Below are 20,857 nucleotides of genomic sequence, written 5' to 3'. Positions count from 1 at the left end.
GTTCACTGCCATCATCAAACATCAACCGGTCATGGCAGAACATTCAGAATTAATCGAGGTCTTAAACGATCTCATCGTAATCAACAACGATCGGGTCGCAGGTTATGAGAAGGCGTACGAAGAGACCAAAGACATCGAAAATGATTTAAGGGCTTTGTTTCACCAGTTGGCAGACCAAAGTCGGGGCCACTTATTGGACCTGAAGGGGGAGGTAACCAAGTTGGGCGGCGAACCTGAGACAGGCACAATGACGTCGGGGAAATTATACCGGGTATGGATGGACATCCGCTCCGCATTTTCATTTGATAACAGACTGGCAGTCCTTGAAAACGCAGAGGGCGGAGAGGATGCAGCGAAAAAAGCCTACGAAGAAGCACTGAGATCCGAAGATCTGCCCGCAGATATCAGGCAACTGCTTCTGAGCCAGCAAGGCGCAATCCTGTCGTCCCACGATTCGATCAAAAAAGAAAGGGACCGGCAACGGGACGTCTCTAAGTATCCACTCACTACATAGAAAAAGCCGGTTAAACCGGCTTTTTTATTAGATTTCTAAAATAAAACAGCTCCAATCCCCCTTCCCAATCAGTGCATTGCGTGAACCATTAAAAAAATTCCTGATTTACTGTAACCTTTCCACTTACGCCGAGTTATCACAACAGAATCAAACAAACAGGCAATTCATTTGAACACGCTCACAGACAATTCACTGATGCTCCGGGTGAAAGCCGGCGACCTCGATAAGATGGGGTTGCTGTTTGAGCGCTACAACAGGCCTTTGTTTGCATTCTTTTACCATATGACGCACAAAGCGGATGCGAGTGAAGACCTGGTACAGAACGTTTTTTACCGCATGCTCAAGTACAAGCATACATTTACGGGTGAGGGTGAATTCAGGACATGGATGTACCATTTGGCAAGAAATGTTTTGAATGATTCGATTAAGAAAAATAAGGCCCGCGACCATTATGATGTCAACGAACTGGCCGACCGGATCGGCGGCGGGACGTTAGCTGACGAACATTTTGAGAAGCAACAGGATAACGATTTCCTGCACCGGGCCATGGCAGGGCTCAGCGCGGAATACAGGGAAGTACTTATTCTGAGCCGGTTTCAGGAACTGAAATATGACGAAATAGCCAAGGTCCTGAATATCAATGAAGGGACTGTGAAAGTGAGGGTGCACCGCGCACTGGGTGAGTTAAAAAAAAAGTTTTTTACCAATGAAAGAAGATAGAGCAATGGGCTGTGAACATACAAAGGACAAATTAACCGACTGGCTGAACAACAGGCTGGACAAAGCCGAAAGGCTGGCGGTAGATAGCCACCTGGAAGAATGTGTGAGCTGCCAGGAAGAATTTGCCATGGATAAGCAACTTTGGGAAAGCCTGGGAAAAATGAGGGTCCCGGAGCCAGAAGAAAGAATGCGCGTTAATTTCTACCAGATGCTGGACCAGTTCAAAGAATCTGAGAAAGAGAGCGAATTACTTTGGCTGGACCACCTCATTGGGAAAATGCGGGAGTTCGTACTGCCCCAGTGGACTCTCCAGGTGGCATTCAGCTTGCTGCTCGTGGGATTGGGATGGGTGATTGGACGCAAAACAGGCCCTGAACACACCAGAGCCAGCGCTTATAAAGAACAAGTCGAAACATTGGCATCCGAAGTGGAACAAATGAAGAGCACCATGATGCTTGCGCTGATTGAAAATCCATCGGCTACCGAAAGGCTTCGGGCGGTGAGTTACACCAACGACATTGCTCATGCCGATGAACGTGTGATAGAGGCGCTTTTTACCACCCTTAACAGTGATGATAACGTAAATGTAAGGTTGGTAACCCTTGAAGCATTGACCCAGTATACGAGCGATCCGGCCGTTAGAGAAGGGCTTGTAAAATCCCTGCTGATACAGGATTCGCCGATGGTACAAGTGGAGCTGGCCGATGTGATGGTAAAAATGCAGGAAAAACGCTCTATCAAGGCGCTCAGGACACTCCTCAAAAAAGAAGGGCTCAACGATTTGGTGAAGAATAAAATCGAACAGTCGATCAGGGATTTATCTTAAAAACCACAAATCCATTTATTAGCTATGAAGTATTTCGCAATCCCCTTACTGGTGGGAGCAGTGCTCTGCTGTACCCATGCCACGGCGCAAAAGCTGGAATTTAAAGAGCATGTCACCAAGGAGTTCAGCCTCTCTCAAAGTGCAGCTGCCAGCACACTTGCCATTTACAATATCAATGGTTTTATCAAAGTGCAAGGTTACAACGGGGATAAAGTATTGCTGGAAATCGACAAAACCATTTCGGCAAAGACCCAGGAAGTGCTGGATGAAGGCAAAAAAGAATTTGAGCTGGGATTTGAACAAAAGGCAGACAGTATCATCGCCTACATGGAAGCCCCTTACGACTCACGTCCAAACCGCAATAGGAGGAACTGGGACGGCCCGAAAATTCACTATCATTATGAACTCAATTTCACCGTGAAGGTCCCCTATTCGCTCAACCTCCACGTTTCTACCGTCAATGGCGGCGACGTGACCGTCGGGGATGTAACCGGTTCACTCGGCGTGCATAATGTGAATGGCGCAATCAAAATATCCAATGCCAAAGGTGCCGCCCAGGTGCGCACCGTAAATGGAAACGTCGAGATCAATTACCTGATATTACCTCCGGGAGAATCAGATTTCAAGACTCTGAATGGCGATATCAAAATCAGTTACCCCGCCGCATTATCGGCGGACTGTAGGTTTAAAACCTTTAACGGCGGTTTCTATACTGACTTCAACGACGTGGAAACCTTGCCTGCTAAGGTGATCAAAAACGAGGAAAAGCATGAAAACAAAACCGTATATAAGCTCAGCACCGAAGCCATGATACGGGTGGGCAAGGGTGGCCCGGTTTACAAATTCGAAACATTTAACGGAAATATCTATCTTAAAAAACAATCATAAGCAAAATGAAAACCAATTCAATTTTATCCCTCGCCATACTAGTCGGATTAACGTTTAGCCAGATACCGCTCTGGGCGCAAAACGAATCCAAAGAAACGCTGACAATACCTTTAACAGACCCAGCCAAACCAGGCTCATTAAACGTCGGTCTGATCACCGGAAGCATTCATATAACCGGTTATGCCGGAAACCAGGTGATCATTGATGCAGCCGCTAAAATGGACGAAAAGAAAGACAAACCCAATGACACCGAAGCTGGCGGCATGAAGCGGATTTCACCCAGGAACGCAGCACTCGACATTACGGTAACCGAGCAAAACAATACCGTGAAAATAAATTCCCGGGTCGGTAATAACATGGTTAACCTGAATATTAAGGTACCCCTCAAATTCGCGCTGAAAGTGAGCACTATTAACGACGGTGATATTGTCGTCGAAAATGTAGACGGCGAGCTGGAAGTCAAAAACGTAAATGGTGATATCAGGCTTACAAACGTGTCCGGCTCGGCAGTTGCCAATACGATCAACGGAACATTGAAAGTTGCCTTCAAATCTGTTGACACGACATCCCCGATGGCCTTCTCGACGCTGAACGGAAATGTGGATGTTACCTTGCCGGCCACCGCCAAGTTTGACGTAAAAATCAAGTCCGACAGGGGGGAAATTTACAGCGACTTTGACGTGGACGTGGACAAAAGCGCGCCGCAGGCTACCCGTTCCGCGAAAGACGGCATGTACAAAGTCTCGATCGAAGACTGGGTAAAAGGCAAAGTCAACGGCGGCGGCGGCGAGATCATGATGAAGAATATGAACGGGAACATCTATGTGAGAAAAGCGAAGTAAAACTGCCTGTCCAAGGCTTCTGAAGGGCGTTACAAACCTGGCTAAAACCAGGCTTGTAACGCCTCTTTTTATGGCCCGGGGCTTACTTAATCGTTGCGCCTAACTCTTGCAGCATCTTCGAAAATTCATCCAGTTTTTTCGTTTTTACCGAAGTCAGAATTTGCTCAGTGACCTCTTCGGCGGTGGCTGAGCTTTCGTTTAAAATCTTTTTTCCCGCGTTGGCCAGCTTTACGTAACTCACGCGGGCATCCCGGCTGTTGGCTTCTCTCTTCACCAAGCCCAGTTTCTCCAAAGGTGACAGCATCCGGGTAATTCCGGAGGCCGTCAGACCGATTTTCTCGGCTAGGTCTACCCTTCTCAGCTTTTCGTCCGGCGCTTCACCGAGGTGAAACAGGATCATGAATTCATTCAGGCTGATCCCGTGATTGCTCAGTTTTGTATCGAACCGCTTGAATATCAGGGACTGGACCATCGTCAGGTTCAGGAAGAATTTTAATGAAGGAGTAATGACTGACATAAGTTTGATAAATGATTGAACTATGCTTGATATATACTTGAATATTCAAGTATTATGCAAATATATATGAAAGGTATTTAATTAAATAACAATGAATTATAAAATTTGGAATTTTAAAAAAATGTTTCACGTGGCACTTCTATCCTGAATGTGCCTTAAGAAGCTGCCGGTAGCTGTTCAGCACGCCGGACTTGGAAATGAAGCCTACAAATTCGCCGGAAACCTTTACGACGGGCAGGTTCCATGCCCCCGTTTCATCGAACTTTTTGACCACGCTGACGACACTGTCCAGGTCGCTGATCACGGTTGAGGGTTCCTTCATAAGGCCTCTTACACTGAGCAGATCATAGACTTCCGGATTAAAGAGTAACGGGCGTACGTCGTCCATGGAAATGATACCGACGAGCTTCCCGCTGTCGTCGATTACCGAGATCATGTTCCGTTTCCCGGTGCGGAATTTTTCCGCCAGTTCGTCACGCGAAGCATGGATGCTGATGACCTGAATATCCTTGTCGATCAGGTCGAGAATATGAAGCAACGAGAGCAGGTTGCGGTCGTGTTCGCGGGTAAAAATCTTCCCCTGGTCGGCCAGTTTCCGCAAGTCGGGAGAGATAGCAGAAAACCATTTGGCCATCGAAAATGAGATGATGGAAACAATCATCAAGGGAATAAAAAGGTCATAGCCAGAGGTGGATTCGGCGATCAGGAAAATAGCCGTAAGCGGTGCATATAAAACCCCGCTCATCACCCCCGCCATGCCTACAATGACCAGATTATTGATGGGAACATCCGGTATTCCGATCTGTACGCAAAATAATGCGAACACATACCCCAACGATCCGCCCGCGAAAAGCGAAGGGCCAAAATTGCCTCCGTTGCCCCCGCTGAAAATCGTGATGGATGCCGAGAATGCCTTCAATAAACAGATCACCGCTACAAACACCAGTACCACCCACTCACGGTAACTGATAAAACGGAAGAAAGAATTCTCAACGACACCGTGGATCTGGCCATTTGTGATCGCCTTGATCGTGTCATAACCCTCACCAAATAACGGAGGATACAGCACGCATAATAAGGAAAGAATGGCACCTCCGAGCATCGCCTTCCGGATGCGGGTTAGTTTCAGTTTATGGAAAAACTCGTCCACATACTGCGCGATCAATACAAAATAACGGGCGTAAAGTCCGCACAAAACACCTAAGATGAGGTAAAAAGGTATATTATGATAGTCGAAGGGATTCCTGGTTTTGAACTGAAAAAGCACTTCCTCCTGTAACAGCACTTTTGAAACGAGACTGCCACAGACCGCCGCTACGACAAGCGGGATAAAATCGGAGAAAACAACGCCGGTCAGCAAAATCTCGAAGGCAAACATCATCCCTGCAATCGGTGCATTGAAGGCTGAGGCGATCCCGGCGGTTGCCCCGGCTGCCAGCAACAAGGTTCTCTCACGGTAATCCAGCTTGTAGGTCTGTGCAAAATTGGAACCAATAGCCGCTCCCGTAACGGCGATCGGGCTCTCCAGTCCGGCCGAACCGCCTAAGCCGACAGTAATAGCGCTTTGTACGATCTGGGAATACATTTTAACCGACGAAACTACGCTTGAATTCTGCGCGATCTCGTACAGAATCACAGGGATACCTTTTTTATCCTGCCCCTTAAAAATGAATATAACTACCAGCGTCGTCAGCACAATACCCAGAAATGGGAACAGGATGTAAAATAAAACCTGCTCCTCGAAATGCACTTTATGGGTGATCACATAGTGGATGTAGTGCACGAGCGATTTGAGCAAAACACCCGCCAGGCCGCAGGTGGTACCCACGAGAACACCGGACAAGATCAAAAACTGCGTGCGGTTTAAAATGCTTTTGAGCCAGAATAATACGATTTCATAGCTTCTGAACTTATTCAGGCTGTACCGGGTGAAATCTTTTCTGAACTTTAAGAAGTTATAGTATTTCTTGATGTGATATTTATTCACAATATGCTGTTTTTGAGTAGATTACACGAAACACTTGCAGATTTCACACCTACGCTAATCGCTTTTAGTTCAAAATTCGTATGCTATTAAACAGTACAAAAGACGTTCCCGGAGGCCCGAGTCTCCCACAAATATTTGTAAATACCCATTAACGGCAAGTAAAATGGTCACTTTTCTCAAAATCACATTTGGCGCTATCCTCATTTGGATGTGCTTTGTCGTCATCACAACCAGTCTGAAAAGCAACCTTTTCAATGAGTGGGATTTTCTGGCCTCCATTCCATGGATGCGGGCCACGCTTTGGGACTTCTACGCCAATGCATTGGTGATCTATTTATGGATATGGTACAAGGAGGACCAGATCCTGCTCAAAATTGTGTGGTTGCTGGCGATGTTCTTTCTCGGCAGTATTGCGAGTTGTATGTACATCTTGATCGCGCTTTTCAGACTTAAACCAGGGGAAGGAATTCACGATTTACTCACCAGGCAACATGATTAACAACCCATTGACGATCGCGCTGATCTGCCTGGTCGTATGCAGCCTCATCATGGCGGGCGTTTGGTATTGGGCCTATCAAATCAAGAACGGCGGTGTCGTGGATATTTTCTGGTCGTATAACTTCCCGGTGATTGCGATGATCCTCGTTTTGCTTGCGCCGGGTAGCCCCAACCGTGTCTGGCTGATCTGCGGGATGGTCATCGTATGGGGTATAAGGTTAGGAACCCACCTGGGTAAACGGGTGATCAGGCATATCCACGAAGAGGAAGGACGGTACGCGCAGCTCAGAAAGGATTGGGCACCGCATTCGGATCGCAAACTATTCTGGTTTTTTCAGGCGCAGGCTTTTTCGAATGTCTTGCTTGCGATCCCCTTTTTCATCATTACAAGCAATGCCCATCCAAAATTCTCCGTAATGGAGTATCTAGGCGGAGCGATATGGATCATTGCATTAGGCGGTGAAACATTGGCGGATTGGCAATTAGACCAGTTTAAAAAGGATCCTTTAAATAAAGGAAAAGTGTGTGACAAAGGCTTGTGGCATTATTCCAGACATCCTAACTATTTCTTCGAGTGGATGATATGGGTAGCCTATTTCGTGTTTGCACTGGCTTCGCCATACGGGTATCTGGCCGTGTTGAGTCCCGCCATTATGCTCTATTTATTGTTGAATGTCACCGGGATACCGGCTACCGAAGAACAGTCTATCCGCTCGAAAGGCGATTTATACCGCGAATATCAGCGCAGAACCAATGCTTTTGTACCTGGCAGACCAGCTAGGTCGTGAGAAATTGCCAAATCTTGCCGTCGAGAAATTAACCAACCTTCAAATCAAAGGCTTATGTGGATGAATCATATGTTAGAAAAAGACCGGGTCCCCGACTTTCTGATCCGGAAACGTATCCGCCAATTGTTAAAACAACGCCTCGACGACGAAAATAAAGGCGGAGTCGAAACCCAGCAGGCGCACCTCTCGGAATTTATAGCGAAGCTAAAGGCATCCCCTATCGCGGTAAACACGCACGCTGCCAATGAACAGCATTATGAAGTCCCGACGCAGTTTTATCAATACTGTCTGGGCAAAAACCTGAAATATTCGAGTGGCTACTGGAAACCCGGCGTTACCGATATCGATACCTCCGAAGTTGACATGCTGGAAATGACCTGCGACCGTGCGGAGCTTTCGGAGGGTCAGGAAGTATTGGAACTGGGCTGTGGCTGGGGATCACTTTCGCTGTTCATGGCGGCGAGATATCCTGGCAGTAACTTCACCGTAGTTTCAAATTCCAGGACACAAAAGCAGCATATCGACGGTCAGGCAGCTCAACGGGGGTTAACCAACCTCTCTGTGCTAACGGCCGATATGAATACGTTTCAAACCGATCGAAAATTCGACAGGATCGTTTCCGTAGAAATGTTCGAGCACATGCGTAATTATGAGCTATTGATGAAAAAAGTGGCGTCCTTTCTTAAAGCAGACGGCAAGCTGTTCATTCACATTTTTACACACAGGGAATATGCCTATCTGTTTGAAGTTGTGGACGATACGGATTGGATGAGTAAGTACTTCTTTACCGGCGGCGTGATGCCGAGTGACGACCTGCTGTTTTACTTTAACGACGATCTGACTGTTAAAAAACACTGGCACGTGAGCGGCAGCCACTATGGAAAAACATCCGAGGCATGGCTTTCGAACATGGACGCCCATAAGCAGGAGATTATGCCGCTTTTCGAAAAAACCTATGGCACAGCCAATGCTGTTAAATGGTGGGTTTACTGGCGGATCTTTTACATGTCGTGCGCCGAACTTTGGAATTACAATCATGGCAATGAATGGATGGTAAGTCACTATCTTTTCGAAAAAAACCAGGCCCATGAGTAGGTTGATTCCAGCGATCATTATTTTTCTGATTTCCCTGCTGACCATTTTTCCGGCTCCCGCATATTTCTTCTGGCTGCTGGCCATTATGGTCGATGAATTTCCCTGGGCGCCGATCACGTTCACCTTTCTATTTTTACTGATCAACCTTCGGGCGCCCGTTTACCCCATTGCGTCGAACCTGCTATTGGCGTTATCGCTCATTTTATTCATGACGCCGGTGATCCGGGCAAGAATTATTGCAATTGACTTAAGGGCAAACCTGGAAGCGGCATTTGGCCCTTATTCCGTTCCGGAACATGGGCAGCAAGGCAGCCCGTTGCAAATCGGAAAAATATTTAACAGTGTTATAAAATCTGATTATCAATCTTTTATATACAAATCCGGAGCTGGATATAAGTTGACCCTTTCGCACTATCCTTCGAAATTACTGGGCAAACGGCCTTGTGTCATCGTGGTGCATGGAGGTTCCTGGAAGAGTGGCGACAATACCCAGTTGCCCGAACTGAACACAATCCTCAGTCAACAGGGTTACCACGTAGCGGCAATAAATTACCGGCTTGCTCCGCAGTTCAGGAATCCTTCTCCTGCCGAAGATGTATTGGATGCGATAAAATACCTCAAACAAAATGCCGAAAAATGGCAGATTGATACGAGTCGTTTTGTGCTGCTCGGACGTTCGGCCGGCGCGCAGATCGCCTTACTTGCAGGTTATTCAAAAAAACAAACTTGTATAAAAGGAGTGATCGACTTTTACGGGCCGGCGGATATGGTATGGGGCTATTCAATTCCTTCCAACCCGCTGATCATGGATTCAAGAAAGGTAATGGACGATTACCTGGGCGGACCTTACAAAAGCCGCCCGAAAAGCTATGAGAACAGCTCTCCTATCCTGTTTGCTTCGGAGTGGTCGCCGCCGACCTTGCTGATTCACGGCGAAAACGATGTACTGGTCGCCTACGAACACAGCAGACGGCTTGATGAAAAACTAAGGCAGAAAAAAGTACAACATTACCTGCTGACGCTCCCCTGGGCGACACACGGTTTTGACTATCATATCAATGGGCCCGGCGGACAGCTTTCGACCTACGCGGTTTTACATTTTTTACATTCAGTTACCCAATAGCATGCTTAAAACAGCCATCATCGGAACCGGCATCGCCGGAATGGGTTGCGGTTACTTTTTAAATGGATCCGAAGACCTGACATTTTACGAACAAAACGACTACGTTGGAGGACATACCAACACCGTAACGGTAGACGAAGATGGCAAACCTGTTTACATTGATACCGGCTTCATGGTCTTCAATTTTCAGACTTACCCGAACCTTTGTAAACTTTTCGAAAAGATCAAAGCGCCGATCAAAAAGACGGATATGTCTTTCAGCGTGCAGCATAAACCAAGCGGTCTTGAGTATAGCGGCAGCAGCCTGAACCATTTGTTTGCGCAGCGCAAAAACATTTTCAATATCCCGTACCTGAAAATGCTGGCGGAGATTTCACGCTTCAATCAAGAAAGCATTAAGATCCTGGATGATCCCAGATACGCCAATTATTCCATTGGAAGATATATAACCGAGTCCGGGTATAGTTCCGATATGCTCTGGAAATACCTGGTGCCGATGAGCTCGGCGGTGTGGTCAACCCCAATGGAACAAATGCTGGATTTCCCGGCAGTGACATTGATCCGGTTTTTCAAAAATCACGGTTTTCTGGGCCTTCACTCACAGCACCAATGGTACACGCTCCACAACGGCAGCCAAGCTTATCGGGAACTGCTGATAGAGCCGTTCAAGTCGAAAATCCACCTGAACCGCACAGCCGTTCAGGTGATCCGGGAAAATGGAAAGGTTGCGATACAGGCGTCAGATGGTTCGCGCGAAGTTTTTGACCGGGTGATTATTGCCAGTCACGCGGACCAGGCCCTGCAAATGCTTTACGCACCTACCAACGCGGAACAGCGGTTGCTATCCAATTTCAAATATCAATACAACAAGGCAGTGCTGCATACCGACGAAAACACAATGCCTGTAAAGAAACTCGCCTGGAGCAGCTGGAATTACCGCATTTCTGCCGAGGCGGGACAACTCAAACCCAGTACCATTTACTGGATGAACCGCTTGCAGGATGTTTCCGAGAAGCATAATTACTTTGTCTCCATCAATCCTCAGAGTGATCTGGACGAGAAAAAAATCATCCGCGAAATCGATTACGAGCATCCGCTTTTCGACGTACCGGCTATCCGCGCGCAGAACGAACTGGATTCGCTAAATGTCGACGGCCCGGTGTACTTCTGCGGCAGTTATTTCAAATATGGTTTCCATGAGGATGCGTTCGCCAGCGCGGTGAAACTCTGCTCGCATTTATTAGGCAGAAATGTTCTGTGAGGCATAAATCTAAAAAAAAGACCGTGTCGTATATAGAGCATGAAAGGTCTGAAACTGAATTCATGTTTGTACCAGGCAAAGGTCATGCACAAGAGGTTGAGTCCCAAGGCGCATCAGTTTGCCTATGACATATATATGTTTTACCTGGACCTGAACGAAATTGACACACTGCATACTGAGCTCTGGTGGCTGAGCAGGAACCGTTTCAATCTTTTCAATTTCAGGGACGAAGATCATCTGCAAATGCCCAGGGAAAATCCGGACAAAAGCAAAAAGGTAAGGGCACATTTGGCCGAATACCTCAGCACCAACGGAATACATATCGGAAACGGAAAAATAATGGTGCTCACGAACCTCTGCACGTTGGGCTACCAGTTCAATCCCGTCTCGTTTTATTATTGTTTTGACGAGGCAGGAAAGCCGCTTTGCTCGGTTGTGGAGGTTTGCAATACCTTCGGAGAGATGAAGCCCTATTTCCTGAACAGCGATACGTATAAGAACCAGCGTTACGAGTTAAATACCGCTAAGGAATTTTATGTTTCACCATTTATAGATCTGGACACACACTTTCATTTCAAGCTGGAAATTCCGGAAGAGAAATTGAAAATCAATATCAACGACTTCGACAGAAATGGTAGCCTCTTTTTTGTGAGTTCGCTAACTGGAAAAAGAAAGCCATTGACAGACAGTAACTTATTGATTTTCTTTTTCTCTTTTCCCTTCATCACTCTCAAAATCATTGCGCTCATACACTGGCAGGCTTTCCTGCTTTGGACGCGAAAACTGAGGTTTATCCGGAAAGCAGACAACCTGATTTTACAGAAAGAGGTTTTCAGGCCATACAAATCATAAACAGGACACTATGCTAGTCAAAACACCTTTCCCGGAAGTCAGGGAACTTCTCATCTCAAAGCCGGGCTTTTACCAAAAGATTGTTTACAGGCAGCTGGAACAGATGACATTGGGTTGTTTAACCCTAAATCTCCCGGATGGCACCACACATTATTTTGGAAATGGAAAACATGATATTCAGGCAAACATTACCGTCAATGAACTGGATTTCTTCAAGAAGATAGTGCTTTTTGGAGATATTGGTTTCGGGGAGGCTTATGTGGCTCGTCTTTGGGAAACCGACGATATTACCAGCGTAATTGCCTGGGTGATCCTGAATATCGACAATGCGCCGGGGGTCTCGGGAAGCAGGGCGCGAGGACTTTCCACCAATATGCTCAGGTTTTTTAACAAGGCCCTGCAAAATAAAAGGGCGAATACCATGTCCGGTTCGCGCAAAAATATCTCAGAACATTACGATCTGAACAACGACTTCTTCGCCACTTTTCTGGATAAAACAATGACCTATTCTAGCGCCTACTTCACAGATGAAAATATGAACCTGGAGGAGGCGCAAATCGAAAAATACGATCGCCTGTGCAGAAAGCTCAGACTGAAGCATACCGACCACGTACTGGAAATAGGGAGCGGCTGGGGCGGAAACGCGATTCACATGGCCCGGAATTATGGTTGTCGGGTAACCTCGCTCACGCTGTCGGTCGAGCAGCAAAAGCTCGCCACCGAACGCATTGCGGAAGCTGGTTTATCGGATCGCGTGCAGGTGCTGGTACAGGATTACCGCACAATCGACGGAAAATTTGATAAAATCGTTTCCATTGAAATGCTGGAGGCAGTCGGACATCAATACCTGCCCTCCTATTTCAAAAGATGCAACGAATTGCTGAAAAAAGAGGGTATCCTGGCGATCCAGGTAATTATTTGCCCGGATTCCAGATATGACAGCCTGAGAAAAGGCGTGGACTGGATCCAGAAGCACATTTTCCCGGGCTCCTTGCTGCCATCTGTCGGTGCCATTAATAAAGCAGTGAATCAATCCAGCGACTTAACGATGGTAGACCTCAAAGAAATCGGGCTGCACTATGCCCAAACGCTTAAAATCTGGCTGGACAAATTCAACGATAACCTTGGTGAGGTCAAAAGACTTGGCTTTGACGATACTTTCATCAGAAAATGGTCCTACTATCTGTGCTACTGCGAAGCGGCTTTCAGGATGAGAAATATCAGTGTGATCCAGGTGGTTTACAGCAGACCTAATAATACCGAGCTGTTCTGAAAAACTAAAAAGCCCGCTGAACGTCTCAGCGGGCTTTTTGCATGGATAAAGGCTGGGTTAGTTCGCTCTTGCAAGCTGGACTTCGAGCTTGATATCCACATTACGGTCATTATTGTTGTAGCGCGAACCGTAGCCACTGCCTGTTCCAATGCCTACGCCCATTCCGCCACCCATACCGATACCACCGCCCAGGCCAATGCCTATTCTGGGGCTGAAACCCGATTGGGACGATTGCCCGTCTACCTTAATACTCACTCCCAGTGCGCCTGTTTCTTTTACATTTACAGCCATGAGGCTAAAAGGAATGGCGATCTGCTCGGTCAATTCACCGTTTCTGTCCATGGCAATATGTGACTTGATGCTACCGTCGGGGGCAACCAGACTGATGAAATGCTGCCCTTTGGTATCTTTCCAGACTGCCTCCTTGTTGTAGGAATCCAGGAGCAAATCCAGCCCAAGACTGTTTGGAAGATCCGTGTCAATTCTTTTTAATGCTTTTCTATCCTCTTTCATCACCACAGGAAAAAGCAGAGAATAAGCTTCTTTCTTCTGGCCATCCGGACTGAAAGCGATCTTCATCCCGCTGTTGAGTATGTTCTGGATCGTGGTCGGGTCTTTGGTTTTTAACGTGATGTAGACGTACTGGTCGTCATTGATAATCCCGTAGCGAAGCCTGGATTTCTGGTCCTGCTGATCAGGTTTCACTTCATCCACATATGTAAAAGGGGCATTCCACTTCGATTCGTAGGTCATTGTTTTGGAGGAACTGCATCCGGCCAGAGCGGCCAGAAGCACAATGCCCCAACTGTTTCTCATGATTTTCATTTTGTTGGTTGATAACGATTGCAATTACTTCTGATAACGAAATCCATCAGCTTACATTACGACAAAAAGCAACAATTCGTTGCATTATTGCGATGCGTTGCTATCCAGGAGCAAGCCGATTTTCATGTGCAGCTTTTGCGGTTCAAACGGCTTTGATAAAGTATCATTCATTCCCGCTGCCAGGGCTTGTTCGATCTCTTCAGGTAATACAGTCGCGGACAAGGATAATATGGGTGTGACTACCTTCAATTGGGTCCTGGCGATATAAGTTGCCTGAAAACCGTCCATTTCCGGCATCCTCGTATCCATGATAACGAGATCGAAATTCTGCTCCCTAAGCGCCTGGACCGCTTCTTTACCATTTCCTACAACCGTGGCTTCCAGAGACCAGGCTTTCAGGTATTTTTTTAATAAAAGTGCATTGATCGGGTTATCCTCCGCAACTAAAACGGTCTTACCTTTAAATGGCGGCAGATCCTGAAACGAGATGGTCGATTTAAACGCCTTGGCTTTCTCGTTCGCGTCGAGCAGTATCAGCGTGAAAAAAAACTGGCTTCCCATATTGAACCTGCTGTTCACCTCAAGTTCGCTGCCCATTAAACGCACCAGCTTCTGGGAAATCGTCAGTCCCAGGCCGGTACCCCCGTATTGAAACGAAGTATTTTCCGAGGCCTGGCCATACTCCGAAAAAATATTGGCGATCTGCTCAGCGGACATTCCAATGCCAGTATCTTCGACGCAAAACCTGATTTTATGCCCGGTTTCAGTCTGGGAAACACTTTCGAACTTTAACCTGACACGCCCGGTTTGCGTAAATTTGAGCGCATTACCTACCAGGTTCAGCAAGATTTGGTTCAAACGCATGCCATCCACCATCACGCAATCCGGAACAGCTTCTTCTACAACCAAGCTGAAATCCAGATTTTTCTCCTCCGCTTTGAATTTCATCAGATCAATAATTCCTTTCCCCAGCACACGCAGGTCTGTGGAGGCAGGAATGATCGAGAATTTACCTTCGTCTATTTTTGAAATATCCAGTATGTCGTTCAGGATATTCAACAACGAGCCCGACGACTGTCGCAGCATTTCGATCAGGTCCGCCTGGGAATCGTTCAATGTCGTCGCAGCTAAAAGATTCCCCAGACCAATGATGCCATTCAATGGCGTCCGGATCTCATGGCTCATATTGGCAAGAAAAGATTCCTTCACTTTCCGTGCCTTCTCCGCTTGAGCCTGCGCATCGATCAACGCGCGCTCGCGGGCCTTCCGTTTCTCAATGTCATGCAGGTTCAGAAATAAAAGCCTGTTCTTATACATAATACGCAGCTCCAACCAGACTGGCTGGCGCAGACGGCCATAAAATTGATCCTCGACCACGATGGTTTCGCCCCCTGTATAGCTGCGTCGTATCAGCACTTCCCGTAATCCGGATTTCATAGGGTCAACGAGCAGATCCAGTATCGTTACACCATGCAAAGCCGAAGGCGATAAGCCCAAAATGGTTTCAACTGAAGGATTGATCGATAAAATATTGCCGGACTCCGGCTCAACGGTTGCGATAATATCAGGTGAATTGAGGATAATCGTCGCATAATTTTCAAGCAACCGATTTTTGTCCCTTATTTCTTTCTGGCTTCGCGCCAACTTGATCAATGAATCAACCTTGGCATTGGTGATGTATGGATCAAGTGGTTTGTAGAGATAATCAATGGCCCCTGTCTTCAGGCCCCGCACAGCATAGGTCGTTTCTGTCGAAATTGCCGTGACAAAAACGATCAGGATTTCTTTGGTTTTTGGATTGGAGACGAGTGTTTCAGCAAATTCAAAGCCATCCATCCCGGGCATCTGCACATCCACCAGTGCAACAGCTATATCATTTTCCCATACAATCCGCAAAGCCTCATTGGGAGAGGTGGTCGCTACAATTTCAATATCTTCCCTATTCAGGATCGCTTTCAACGATAAAAGGTTTTCCTCCCGGTCATCAAGTAATAAAATTTTTGTATTTTCCATGGTTCACGTTGCGTGTGAATAAAGTACGCCTTGTAATGTCTTCAAAAAGTCGCTCTTATATATAATGTGATGGTTTTCCCATTCTTTTAGCGCCGCTGCGGGCATGCGGGCCGACTCCGCGTCGCCTGGATTCAGAACATAAGTTTCATAACCCTTTTGCGCCAGCAATTTCATTCCGAGGGCACCGTCCGCACTTGACCCTGAAAAGAGCAACGCAGCTTTAACGTGAATTCCTGAGCACGCAGCCGAAATGAATGTTGCGTCTATGGACGGTCTTGAAAAAAAATCCTTTTCAGACATATCATAGTAAAATCGGCGGTCTGGCCCTATCAACAAGTGATAATCCGGGAAGGCGAAATAGATAGTGTTGCGTTCGATCGGGTCCAGATGCTGCGGTTCACTCATCAAAACACCTGTTCTGTTTCTAAACAGATCCGGCAAAGCAGAAATACTTGATTTTCCTCGGTGCAAGACAAACACCAGCGCAAAGGACAGCGGATCGATCAACGATTTCAGGATTTCTTCAAAGATGACGAAGCTGCCAGACGAACCACCGACAAGCACCAGGCTAAGGTCATCTTTATATCTGTTCATTGTATTTTCTGGTAAATATTCAGGGTACTGTCAACGATCTTGAAGCGATGCTCGATCCCCGAATAACGTAAAGTCTCCCGCTTGCCAAGGCAAAGAAAACCCAACATGCTGAGACTGTCGTACAGTAACCTGAACACCTTCTGCCTTAATTCCAGGGTAAAATAGATCATTACATTTCGGCAACTGATCAGCTGGAATTCGTTAAAAACACCGTCCCCGGTGAGGTCATGCAATGAAAAGACGATGTTTTTTCTCAACTCAGGAGAAATGACAGCTTTGTTATAAGCTACATGGTAATAATCCGATAATGAATTTTGTCCTGCCGCCAGCAAATAATTTTCTGAAAAAGTTCGCGTACTGCCTAATGTGAAAACACCCTCACGTGCCGCATTAAGCACTTTGTTATTCAAGTCTGTAGCGTAGATGATCGAACGTTCCAGAAAACCTGCCTCTTTGAGCAAAATAGCAATGGAAAACGCCTCTTCTCCTGATGCACAACCCGCAACCCAAAACCTCAGTGCCGGATAAGATTCGAGATAGGTGAACACCTCCGTCCGTAGCTTTACGAAAAACTCGGGGTCCCGGAACATCTCCGAGTAATTGACCGTCATCTCCTGGATCAGGTCGTATACAATTCCGCCGCCGGGTTCAATATGCCGGAGCAATTGATCCAGATCCATGGCATTTCTCGTGAGGTAGCGGCCGGCCCTTCGCAAAAGCGATGGCCTGGCATATCCTGAAAAATCAAATCCTGAAATTTCGCGGATCCTGCCAATCAGTACCTCCAGTTCCGAATACTCGATAGATACCATAGCTAGGCGGCGTGTAACCATACTTTAATCAGCGACAACAGTTTGTCGATGTCAACGGGTTTGGAGATATAGTCGTTTGCTCCCGCAGCCATACATTGCTCTCTGTCGCCCTGCATTGCTTTCGCGGTAACCGCGATAATCGGCAGCTTAGCCCATTTGTTCTGCTCGCGTATTTTGCGTGTGGCCTCTATACCATCCATTTCAGGCATCATAACGTCCATCAGTATCAGCTCGATCCCACGGCTGTCTTCCAGTTTCTGTATTGCCTCTCTCCCGTTTGTCGCAATTTCTATTTTAAAGCCCGAATCTTCCAGTACCGCGCTCAAAGCAAAAATATTACGCATATCGTCGTCCGCAATCAGGATTTTCCTGCCTACAAATACCTTGTCAGAATGCACTACCGGATTGCTGAACGATTCCCTGCCCATATCTGCCCTGGACGTATGGGGTCGTAGTTTTTTCAAAAACAGCTTCACCTCGTCGAGCAGGCGCTCATTAGACTTCCTGGTTTTGATCACTACCGGATGTGCATATTTCATGACCCTGCCCAAATCCGCCTGAGTAAGGTCTTCGGCTGTGTTGATCACAACAGGCAATGTACTCCATTCCGGGTCCTCCTTGATCTGGTCGAGCAATTCGAGACCATTCATATCGGCCAACCTGATATCCAGGATAATTCCGTCCACTGTGTCCCTGCGCAAAATTGCGATGGCTTCTGCCGCAGAGAACGCATACAAAACCATGATGTTATTGGCGGTAAGAAACTCTCCCAGGTACTTGCTTTGGTAGGTATCGTCTTCAATAAGCAAGATCCTCTGCTTTTCCAGATCCTTCCCTTCCAGTTTGAGCAGATTGAATATGTTTTCGGCGGATTTCTGATCTACCGGCTTTTGCATAAAACCAATTGCGCCTTCTTTTAGGATATCTGCCTCAAAATAATCACCCGAAGAAACCGTGTGAACAGGGATAAGCCTTGTTTTCGTATCCGATTTGAGTTCTTTCAACACATCGTCGCCAGACATATCAGGCAGGTTCATGTCGAGGATGATCGCTGTCGGGGCAAAAGTTTTGACAAGTGCAAGCCCATCCCTTCCATTGGATGCCAACTGAACCTGAAAGCCACTGTCAGTTGCTTTCGCAGCCATATCCGCGGCGAAAACTTCGTCATCTTCAATCAGTAGGAGCCGGTTTTCCTTCAACAAGTCTGTTGTTGGCGATGCTGGCTTTATAGCTTCCTTTTGGAATTCAGGCACCGCTGGTACTTGCACGGCATTTTCCTTTGCGTCAGTTTGCAAAGGGATTTTCAAAGTAAAAACTGCACCTTTGCCCTGCTCGCTTACGAGAGAAATGGATCCCTTGAACAGGTTTGCCAACTCACGGCTAATAGAAAGTCCAAGGCCGGTACCGCCGTATTTGCGGCTGGTCGAACCATCGGCCTGCTGAAATGCTTCAAAAATGGATTTCTGCTTCTCCAATGGAATCCCGATACCTGTATCGGCCACTTCAAAATGCAGATATCCTGATTCCAGGCTTATTTGTAACGACACCGTTCCGGGAGCGGACGTAAATTTGATCGCGTTCGAAATAAGATTGCGGATAATCTGCACAAGCCGGACATGATCTACATACAGTGTATCCGGGCAGGATCCGGTTTTTGAAAGATTGAGCTTCAGGCCCTTATTCTCTGCGATTTTCTGAAAAGTGTTGCTGATCTCCAATAAAATCAGCTCGGTAGCCACATTTTCGTTCAGCAATTCGATCTTGCCCGATTCAACTTTGGCGAGATCGAGGATATCGTTGATCAATGTCAAAAGGTCATTGCCCGAATTGTAGATAACCGATGCATACCGTTGTTCTTCCTCACTCAACCTGGCCCCTTTGTTTTCGCCCAATATCCGCGACAAGATAAGAATGCTGTTCAACGGAGTCCGTAACTCGTGGCTCATATTGGCCAGGAACTCGCTTTTGAACCTTCCGCTTTTTTCCAACTCGTCGGCTTTGAGTTGGATCTGGTCTCGGGCTTCCTCAATCGTGGTCTTTTGCTCTTCTAGCATGAAGGCCTTCTCTTCCAGCTCCGTGTTTATTTGCTTGAGTTCTTCCTGTTGAACCCGTAGCTCCTCCTCGGAAACCTGAAGTAAGGATGTCTGCCTGGTCAATTCATCGTTGGTTACCCTCAGTTCTTCCTGCTGGCTTTCGAGTTCTTCTGCCTGCAGCTGTGTTTTTTCCAGCAGTTCGTTTGCGATATGACGCGCACGGGCTGCCATGATACCGACCGCAATATTATCGGATACCAGCTCCAGTAGCTTGAAAACCCTCGGGTTCGGCTCATTCAGGAACCCGGCTTCGATCAGTGCTGTTACATTGCCCCCAAACGAAACAGTTTTCACGATAACGGTGGCGTGATCGGTACTGCCCGTCGCCGTTTGTATCCTGAAATAATCCGGGGTGACGTCAAGCCTTTTAAGGCTAACTTTATCGTGCACGATCTGGCCCAAAATCCCTTCCCCGATTTTAATCGTAGCCGGAAATGGTACCGATTGGTTCATCCCTGAACTAGCCGAAATTTCCAACGTATCTCCTGTCCTTGAAACCAGGTACAGTACGGCAATTTCGGCCTCGGAGACTTCGATAAGTTTGGCAATAAATCGTTCCGAAAGTTCTGTAAGAGTAGGCTCTCCGCGTACGGAGGTCGACAGTTGTATGGCTGCATTCAATATCCAGTTTTTTTCCTGGTCTTCCAATGCAAGAAGTTCCAACTGTTTGTTTGCCTCCAGTGTTTGCTTTTCAGAGGCCATCTGAGCATTGTACGTCCTTCTGATAAAATAATAGAGAAGTAAAATCACGAGGAAAAATGCCGACGACCCCATCAGGATGTATTGTTTTGCCCGAGAGGAGCTCACTGTCGCGTTTTGTTCCCGCTCTATCAGCAAACCCTCCTCCACATTCTCAATGCGTCGGAAACTGAATTCGATCTGAGAAGAAAGATTTTTTCCCGCCAACACCATCGCCCTCACCGTCCCCGAGGTATCTCTTCCTGATTTAAGAATCTCGTATTGTCTGGTCATCAAATCCAATCTGGATTGCAGAAGAAGCGAAAGAGAGTCGATCCTGACGGTTTGTACCGGGTTATCCTTTACAAGTTTTCGCAGGACATCGACTTCCGTTAAAATCTTATTGCTTGCTTGCAGATAATTATTTTCAAAACTAGGATTACCGGTGATTGCAAAACCTCGAACATTAGATTCTGCGGTCAATAACAGATTTTTAACAGACGTAGAGAGACGCATGACCTCCCTTGTGTGGTTAACCCATCCGATGTTTTCCATTTGTATCCGGATGGCATTGTAAGAAGTAAAACCGACAATCAGTACTAAGAAAATGGAAAAAGATATACCAAGAAAGACCTGTTGCTGGAAGGATATGCGCATA

Annotated in this window: 19 protein-coding genes; 12 read left to right on the top strand and 7 right to left on the bottom strand. The window is 46.8% G+C overall.

All coding sequences use genetic code 11. From position 1 onward, the window contains the following. Positions 1-31: 31 nt before the first annotated feature. The 5 genes from AC1XUF_RS04825 (at position 32) to AC1XUF_RS04805 (ending at position 3,790) form a co-directional block, all read left to right on the top strand. Positions 32-514, top strand: a complete 483-nt coding sequence (locus AC1XUF_RS04825) for a ferritin-like domain-containing protein (protein ID WP_483340528.1) — start codon at positions 32-34, stop codon at positions 512-514. Between the two features lie 195 nt (positions 515-709). Continuing rightward, on the top strand, positions 710-1,234 hold the full coding sequence (locus tag AC1XUF_RS04820; protein ID WP_483340636.1) for an RNA polymerase sigma factor: 525 nt from the start codon (positions 710-712) through the stop codon (positions 1,232-1,234). After that, positions 1,221-2,060, top strand: a complete 840-nt coding sequence (locus tag AC1XUF_RS04815) for a zf-HC2 domain-containing protein (protein WP_483340527.1) — start codon at positions 1,221-1,223, stop codon at positions 2,058-2,060. The genes AC1XUF_RS04820 and AC1XUF_RS04815 overlap by 14 nt, the downstream gene beginning before the upstream one ends. Before the next feature lie 24 nt (positions 2,061-2,084). Further along, positions 2,085-2,948 (top strand): DUF4097 family beta strand repeat-containing protein, encoded by an 864-nt coding sequence (locus AC1XUF_RS04810; RefSeq protein ID WP_483340526.1) that lies wholly within the window; start codon positions 2,085-2,087, stop codon positions 2,946-2,948. A gap of 5 nt (positions 2,949-2,953) precedes the next feature. Continuing rightward, the gene (locus AC1XUF_RS04805; protein WP_483340525.1) at positions 2,954-3,790 is read left to right on the top strand and encodes a DUF4097 family beta strand repeat-containing protein; all 837 of its coding nucleotides are present in this window, start codon (positions 2,954-2,956) and stop codon (positions 3,788-3,790) included. Between the two features lie 82 nt (positions 3,791-3,872). Here AC1XUF_RS04805 and AC1XUF_RS04800 read toward each other — a convergent pair whose 3' ends face one another. After that, on the bottom strand, positions 3,873-4,307 hold the full coding sequence (locus AC1XUF_RS04800) for a MarR family winged helix-turn-helix transcriptional regulator (RefSeq protein ID WP_483340524.1): 435 nt from the start codon (positions 4,305-4,307) through the stop codon (positions 3,873-3,875). Between the two features lie 139 nt (positions 4,308-4,446). Then, a complete protein-coding gene (locus AC1XUF_RS04795) occupies positions 4,447-6,294 on the bottom strand; it encodes a chloride channel protein (RefSeq protein WP_483340523.1) in 1,848 nt (615 codons plus the stop codon). A 163-nt stretch (positions 6,295-6,457) separates the two neighbouring features. Here AC1XUF_RS04795 and AC1XUF_RS04790 point away from each other — a divergent pair, with 163 nt between their 5' ends. The 7 genes from AC1XUF_RS04790 to AC1XUF_RS04760 are packed head-to-tail and all read left to right on the top strand — an operon-like array spanning position 6,458 to position 13,184. Further along, on the top strand, positions 6,458-6,793 hold the full coding sequence (locus tag AC1XUF_RS04790) for a DUF1475 family protein (protein ID WP_483340522.1): 336 nt from the start codon (positions 6,458-6,460) through the stop codon (positions 6,791-6,793). Next, positions 6,786-7,580 (top strand): DUF1295 domain-containing protein, encoded by a 795-nt coding sequence (locus AC1XUF_RS04785; RefSeq protein ID WP_483340521.1) that lies wholly within the window; start codon positions 6,786-6,788, stop codon positions 7,578-7,580. Before AC1XUF_RS04790 ends, AC1XUF_RS04785 begins: the two co-directional genes overlap by 8 nt. 60 nt (positions 7,581-7,640) lie before the next feature. Then, complete coding sequence (locus tag AC1XUF_RS04780) at positions 7,641-8,675, top strand: SAM-dependent methyltransferase (protein ID WP_483340520.1); 1,035 nt, start codon at positions 7,641-7,643, stop codon at positions 8,673-8,675. Then, a complete protein-coding gene (locus AC1XUF_RS04775; protein WP_483340519.1) occupies positions 8,668-9,798 on the top strand; it encodes an alpha/beta hydrolase fold domain-containing protein in 1,131 nt (376 codons plus the stop codon). The genes AC1XUF_RS04780 and AC1XUF_RS04775 overlap by 8 nt, the downstream gene beginning before the upstream one ends. Position 9,799: 1 nt before the next feature. Next, entirely contained in the window at positions 9,800-11,059 is a 1,260-nt protein-coding gene (locus AC1XUF_RS04770) for an NAD(P)/FAD-dependent oxidoreductase (RefSeq protein ID WP_483340518.1), read from the top strand. Between the two features lie 39 nt (positions 11,060-11,098). Next, positions 11,099-11,911: a DUF1365 domain-containing protein gene (locus tag AC1XUF_RS04765; protein ID WP_483340517.1), complete on the top strand. Its 813-nt coding sequence runs from the start codon at positions 11,099-11,101 to the stop codon at positions 11,909-11,911. Positions 11,912-11,921: 10 nt separating this feature from the next. Then, positions 11,922-13,184: a class I SAM-dependent methyltransferase gene (locus AC1XUF_RS04760; protein ID WP_483340516.1), complete on the top strand. Its 1,263-nt coding sequence runs from the start codon at positions 11,922-11,924 to the stop codon at positions 13,182-13,184. Between the two features lie 57 nt (positions 13,185-13,241). Here the strand turns inward: AC1XUF_RS04760 and AC1XUF_RS04755 are convergent, their stop codons facing one another. The 5 genes from AC1XUF_RS04755 to AC1XUF_RS04735 all read right to left on the bottom strand — a co-directional run bounded on the left by AC1XUF_RS04755 (position 13,242) and on the right by AC1XUF_RS04735 (position 20,856). Beyond that, on the bottom strand, positions 13,242-14,000 hold the full coding sequence (locus tag AC1XUF_RS04755) for a hypothetical protein (protein WP_483340515.1): 759 nt from the start codon (positions 13,998-14,000) through the stop codon (positions 13,242-13,244). Positions 14,001-14,093: 93 nt separating this feature from the next. Continuing rightward, on the bottom strand, positions 14,094-16,022 hold the full coding sequence (locus AC1XUF_RS04750) for a response regulator (RefSeq protein WP_483340514.1): 1,929 nt from the start codon (positions 16,020-16,022) through the stop codon (positions 14,094-14,096). A gap of 3 nt (positions 16,023-16,025) precedes the next feature. Then, a complete protein-coding gene (locus AC1XUF_RS04745; RefSeq protein ID WP_483340513.1) occupies positions 16,026-16,616 on the bottom strand; it encodes a chemotaxis protein CheB in 591 nt (196 codons plus the stop codon). After that, positions 16,613-17,428: a CheR family methyltransferase gene (locus tag AC1XUF_RS04740; RefSeq protein WP_483340512.1), complete on the bottom strand. Its 816-nt coding sequence runs from the start codon at positions 17,426-17,428 to the stop codon at positions 16,613-16,615. The genes AC1XUF_RS04745 and AC1XUF_RS04740 overlap by 4 nt, the downstream gene beginning before the upstream one ends. Positions 17,429-17,430: 2 nt before the next feature. Further along, positions 17,431-20,856, bottom strand: coding sequence for a hybrid sensor histidine kinase/response regulator (locus AC1XUF_RS04735; RefSeq protein ID WP_483340511.1), 3,426 nt, complete (start codon positions 20,854-20,856; stop codon positions 17,431-17,433). Position 20,857: the final 1 nt, after the last annotated feature.

It is taken from the genome of Dyadobacter sp. HNCC25DJ185 (assembly GCF_056895195.1).
This window is presented reverse-complemented; position numbering and strand designations above follow the sequence as displayed.

What these genes read in the sequence shown, in the direction of transcription:
- AC1XUF_RS04825 (WP_483340528.1), top strand. Translation starts at nt 32, where the DNA reads ATGGCAGAACATTCAGAATTAATCGAGGTCTTAAACGATCTCATCGTA.
- AC1XUF_RS04820 (WP_483340636.1), top strand. Translation starts at nt 710, where the DNA reads ATGCTCCGGGTGAAAGCCGGCGACCTCGATAAGATGGGGTTGCTGTTT.
- AC1XUF_RS04815 (WP_483340527.1), top strand. Translation starts at nt 1,221, where the DNA reads ATGAAAGAAGATAGAGCAATGGGCTGTGAACATACAAAGGACAAATTA.
- AC1XUF_RS04810 (WP_483340526.1), top strand. Translation starts at nt 2,085, where the DNA reads ATGAAGTATTTCGCAATCCCCTTACTGGTGGGAGCAGTGCTCTGCTGT.
- AC1XUF_RS04805 (WP_483340525.1), top strand. Translation starts at nt 2,954, where the DNA reads ATGAAAACCAATTCAATTTTATCCCTCGCCATACTAGTCGGATTAACG.
- AC1XUF_RS04800 (WP_483340524.1), bottom strand. Translation starts at nt 4,307, where the DNA reads ATGTCAGTCATTACTCCTTCATTAAAATTCTTCCTGAACCTGACGATG.
- AC1XUF_RS04790 (WP_483340522.1), top strand. Translation starts at nt 6,458, where the DNA reads ATGGTCACTTTTCTCAAAATCACATTTGGCGCTATCCTCATTTGGATG.
- AC1XUF_RS04785 (WP_483340521.1), top strand. Translation starts at nt 6,786, where the DNA reads ATGATTAACAACCCATTGACGATCGCGCTGATCTGCCTGGTCGTATGC.
- AC1XUF_RS04780 (WP_483340520.1), top strand. Translation starts at nt 7,641, where the DNA reads ATGAATCATATGTTAGAAAAAGACCGGGTCCCCGACTTTCTGATCCGG.
- AC1XUF_RS04775 (WP_483340519.1), top strand. Translation starts at nt 8,668, where the DNA reads ATGAGTAGGTTGATTCCAGCGATCATTATTTTTCTGATTTCCCTGCTG.
- AC1XUF_RS04770 (WP_483340518.1), top strand. Translation starts at nt 9,800, where the DNA reads ATGCTTAAAACAGCCATCATCGGAACCGGCATCGCCGGAATGGGTTGC.
- AC1XUF_RS04765 (WP_483340517.1), top strand. Translation starts at nt 11,099, where the DNA reads ATGAAAGGTCTGAAACTGAATTCATGTTTGTACCAGGCAAAGGTCATG.
- AC1XUF_RS04760 (WP_483340516.1), top strand. Translation starts at nt 11,922, where the DNA reads ATGCTAGTCAAAACACCTTTCCCGGAAGTCAGGGAACTTCTCATCTCA.
- AC1XUF_RS04755 (WP_483340515.1), bottom strand. Translation starts at nt 14,000, where the DNA reads ATGAGAAACAGTTGGGGCATTGTGCTTCTGGCCGCTCTGGCCGGATGC.
- AC1XUF_RS04750 (WP_483340514.1), bottom strand. Translation starts at nt 16,022, where the DNA reads ATGGAAAATACAAAAATTTTATTACTTGATGACCGGGAGGAAAACCTT.
- AC1XUF_RS04745 (WP_483340513.1), bottom strand. Translation starts at nt 16,616, where the DNA reads ATGAACAGATATAAAGATGACCTTAGCCTGGTGCTTGTCGGTGGTTCG.
- AC1XUF_RS04740 (WP_483340512.1), bottom strand. Translation starts at nt 17,428, where the DNA reads ATGGTATCTATCGAGTATTCGGAACTGGAGGTACTGATTGGCAGGATC.
- AC1XUF_RS04735 (WP_483340511.1), bottom strand. Translation starts at nt 20,856, where the DNA reads ATGCGCATATCCTTCCAGCAACAGGTCTTTCTTGGTATATCTTTTTCC.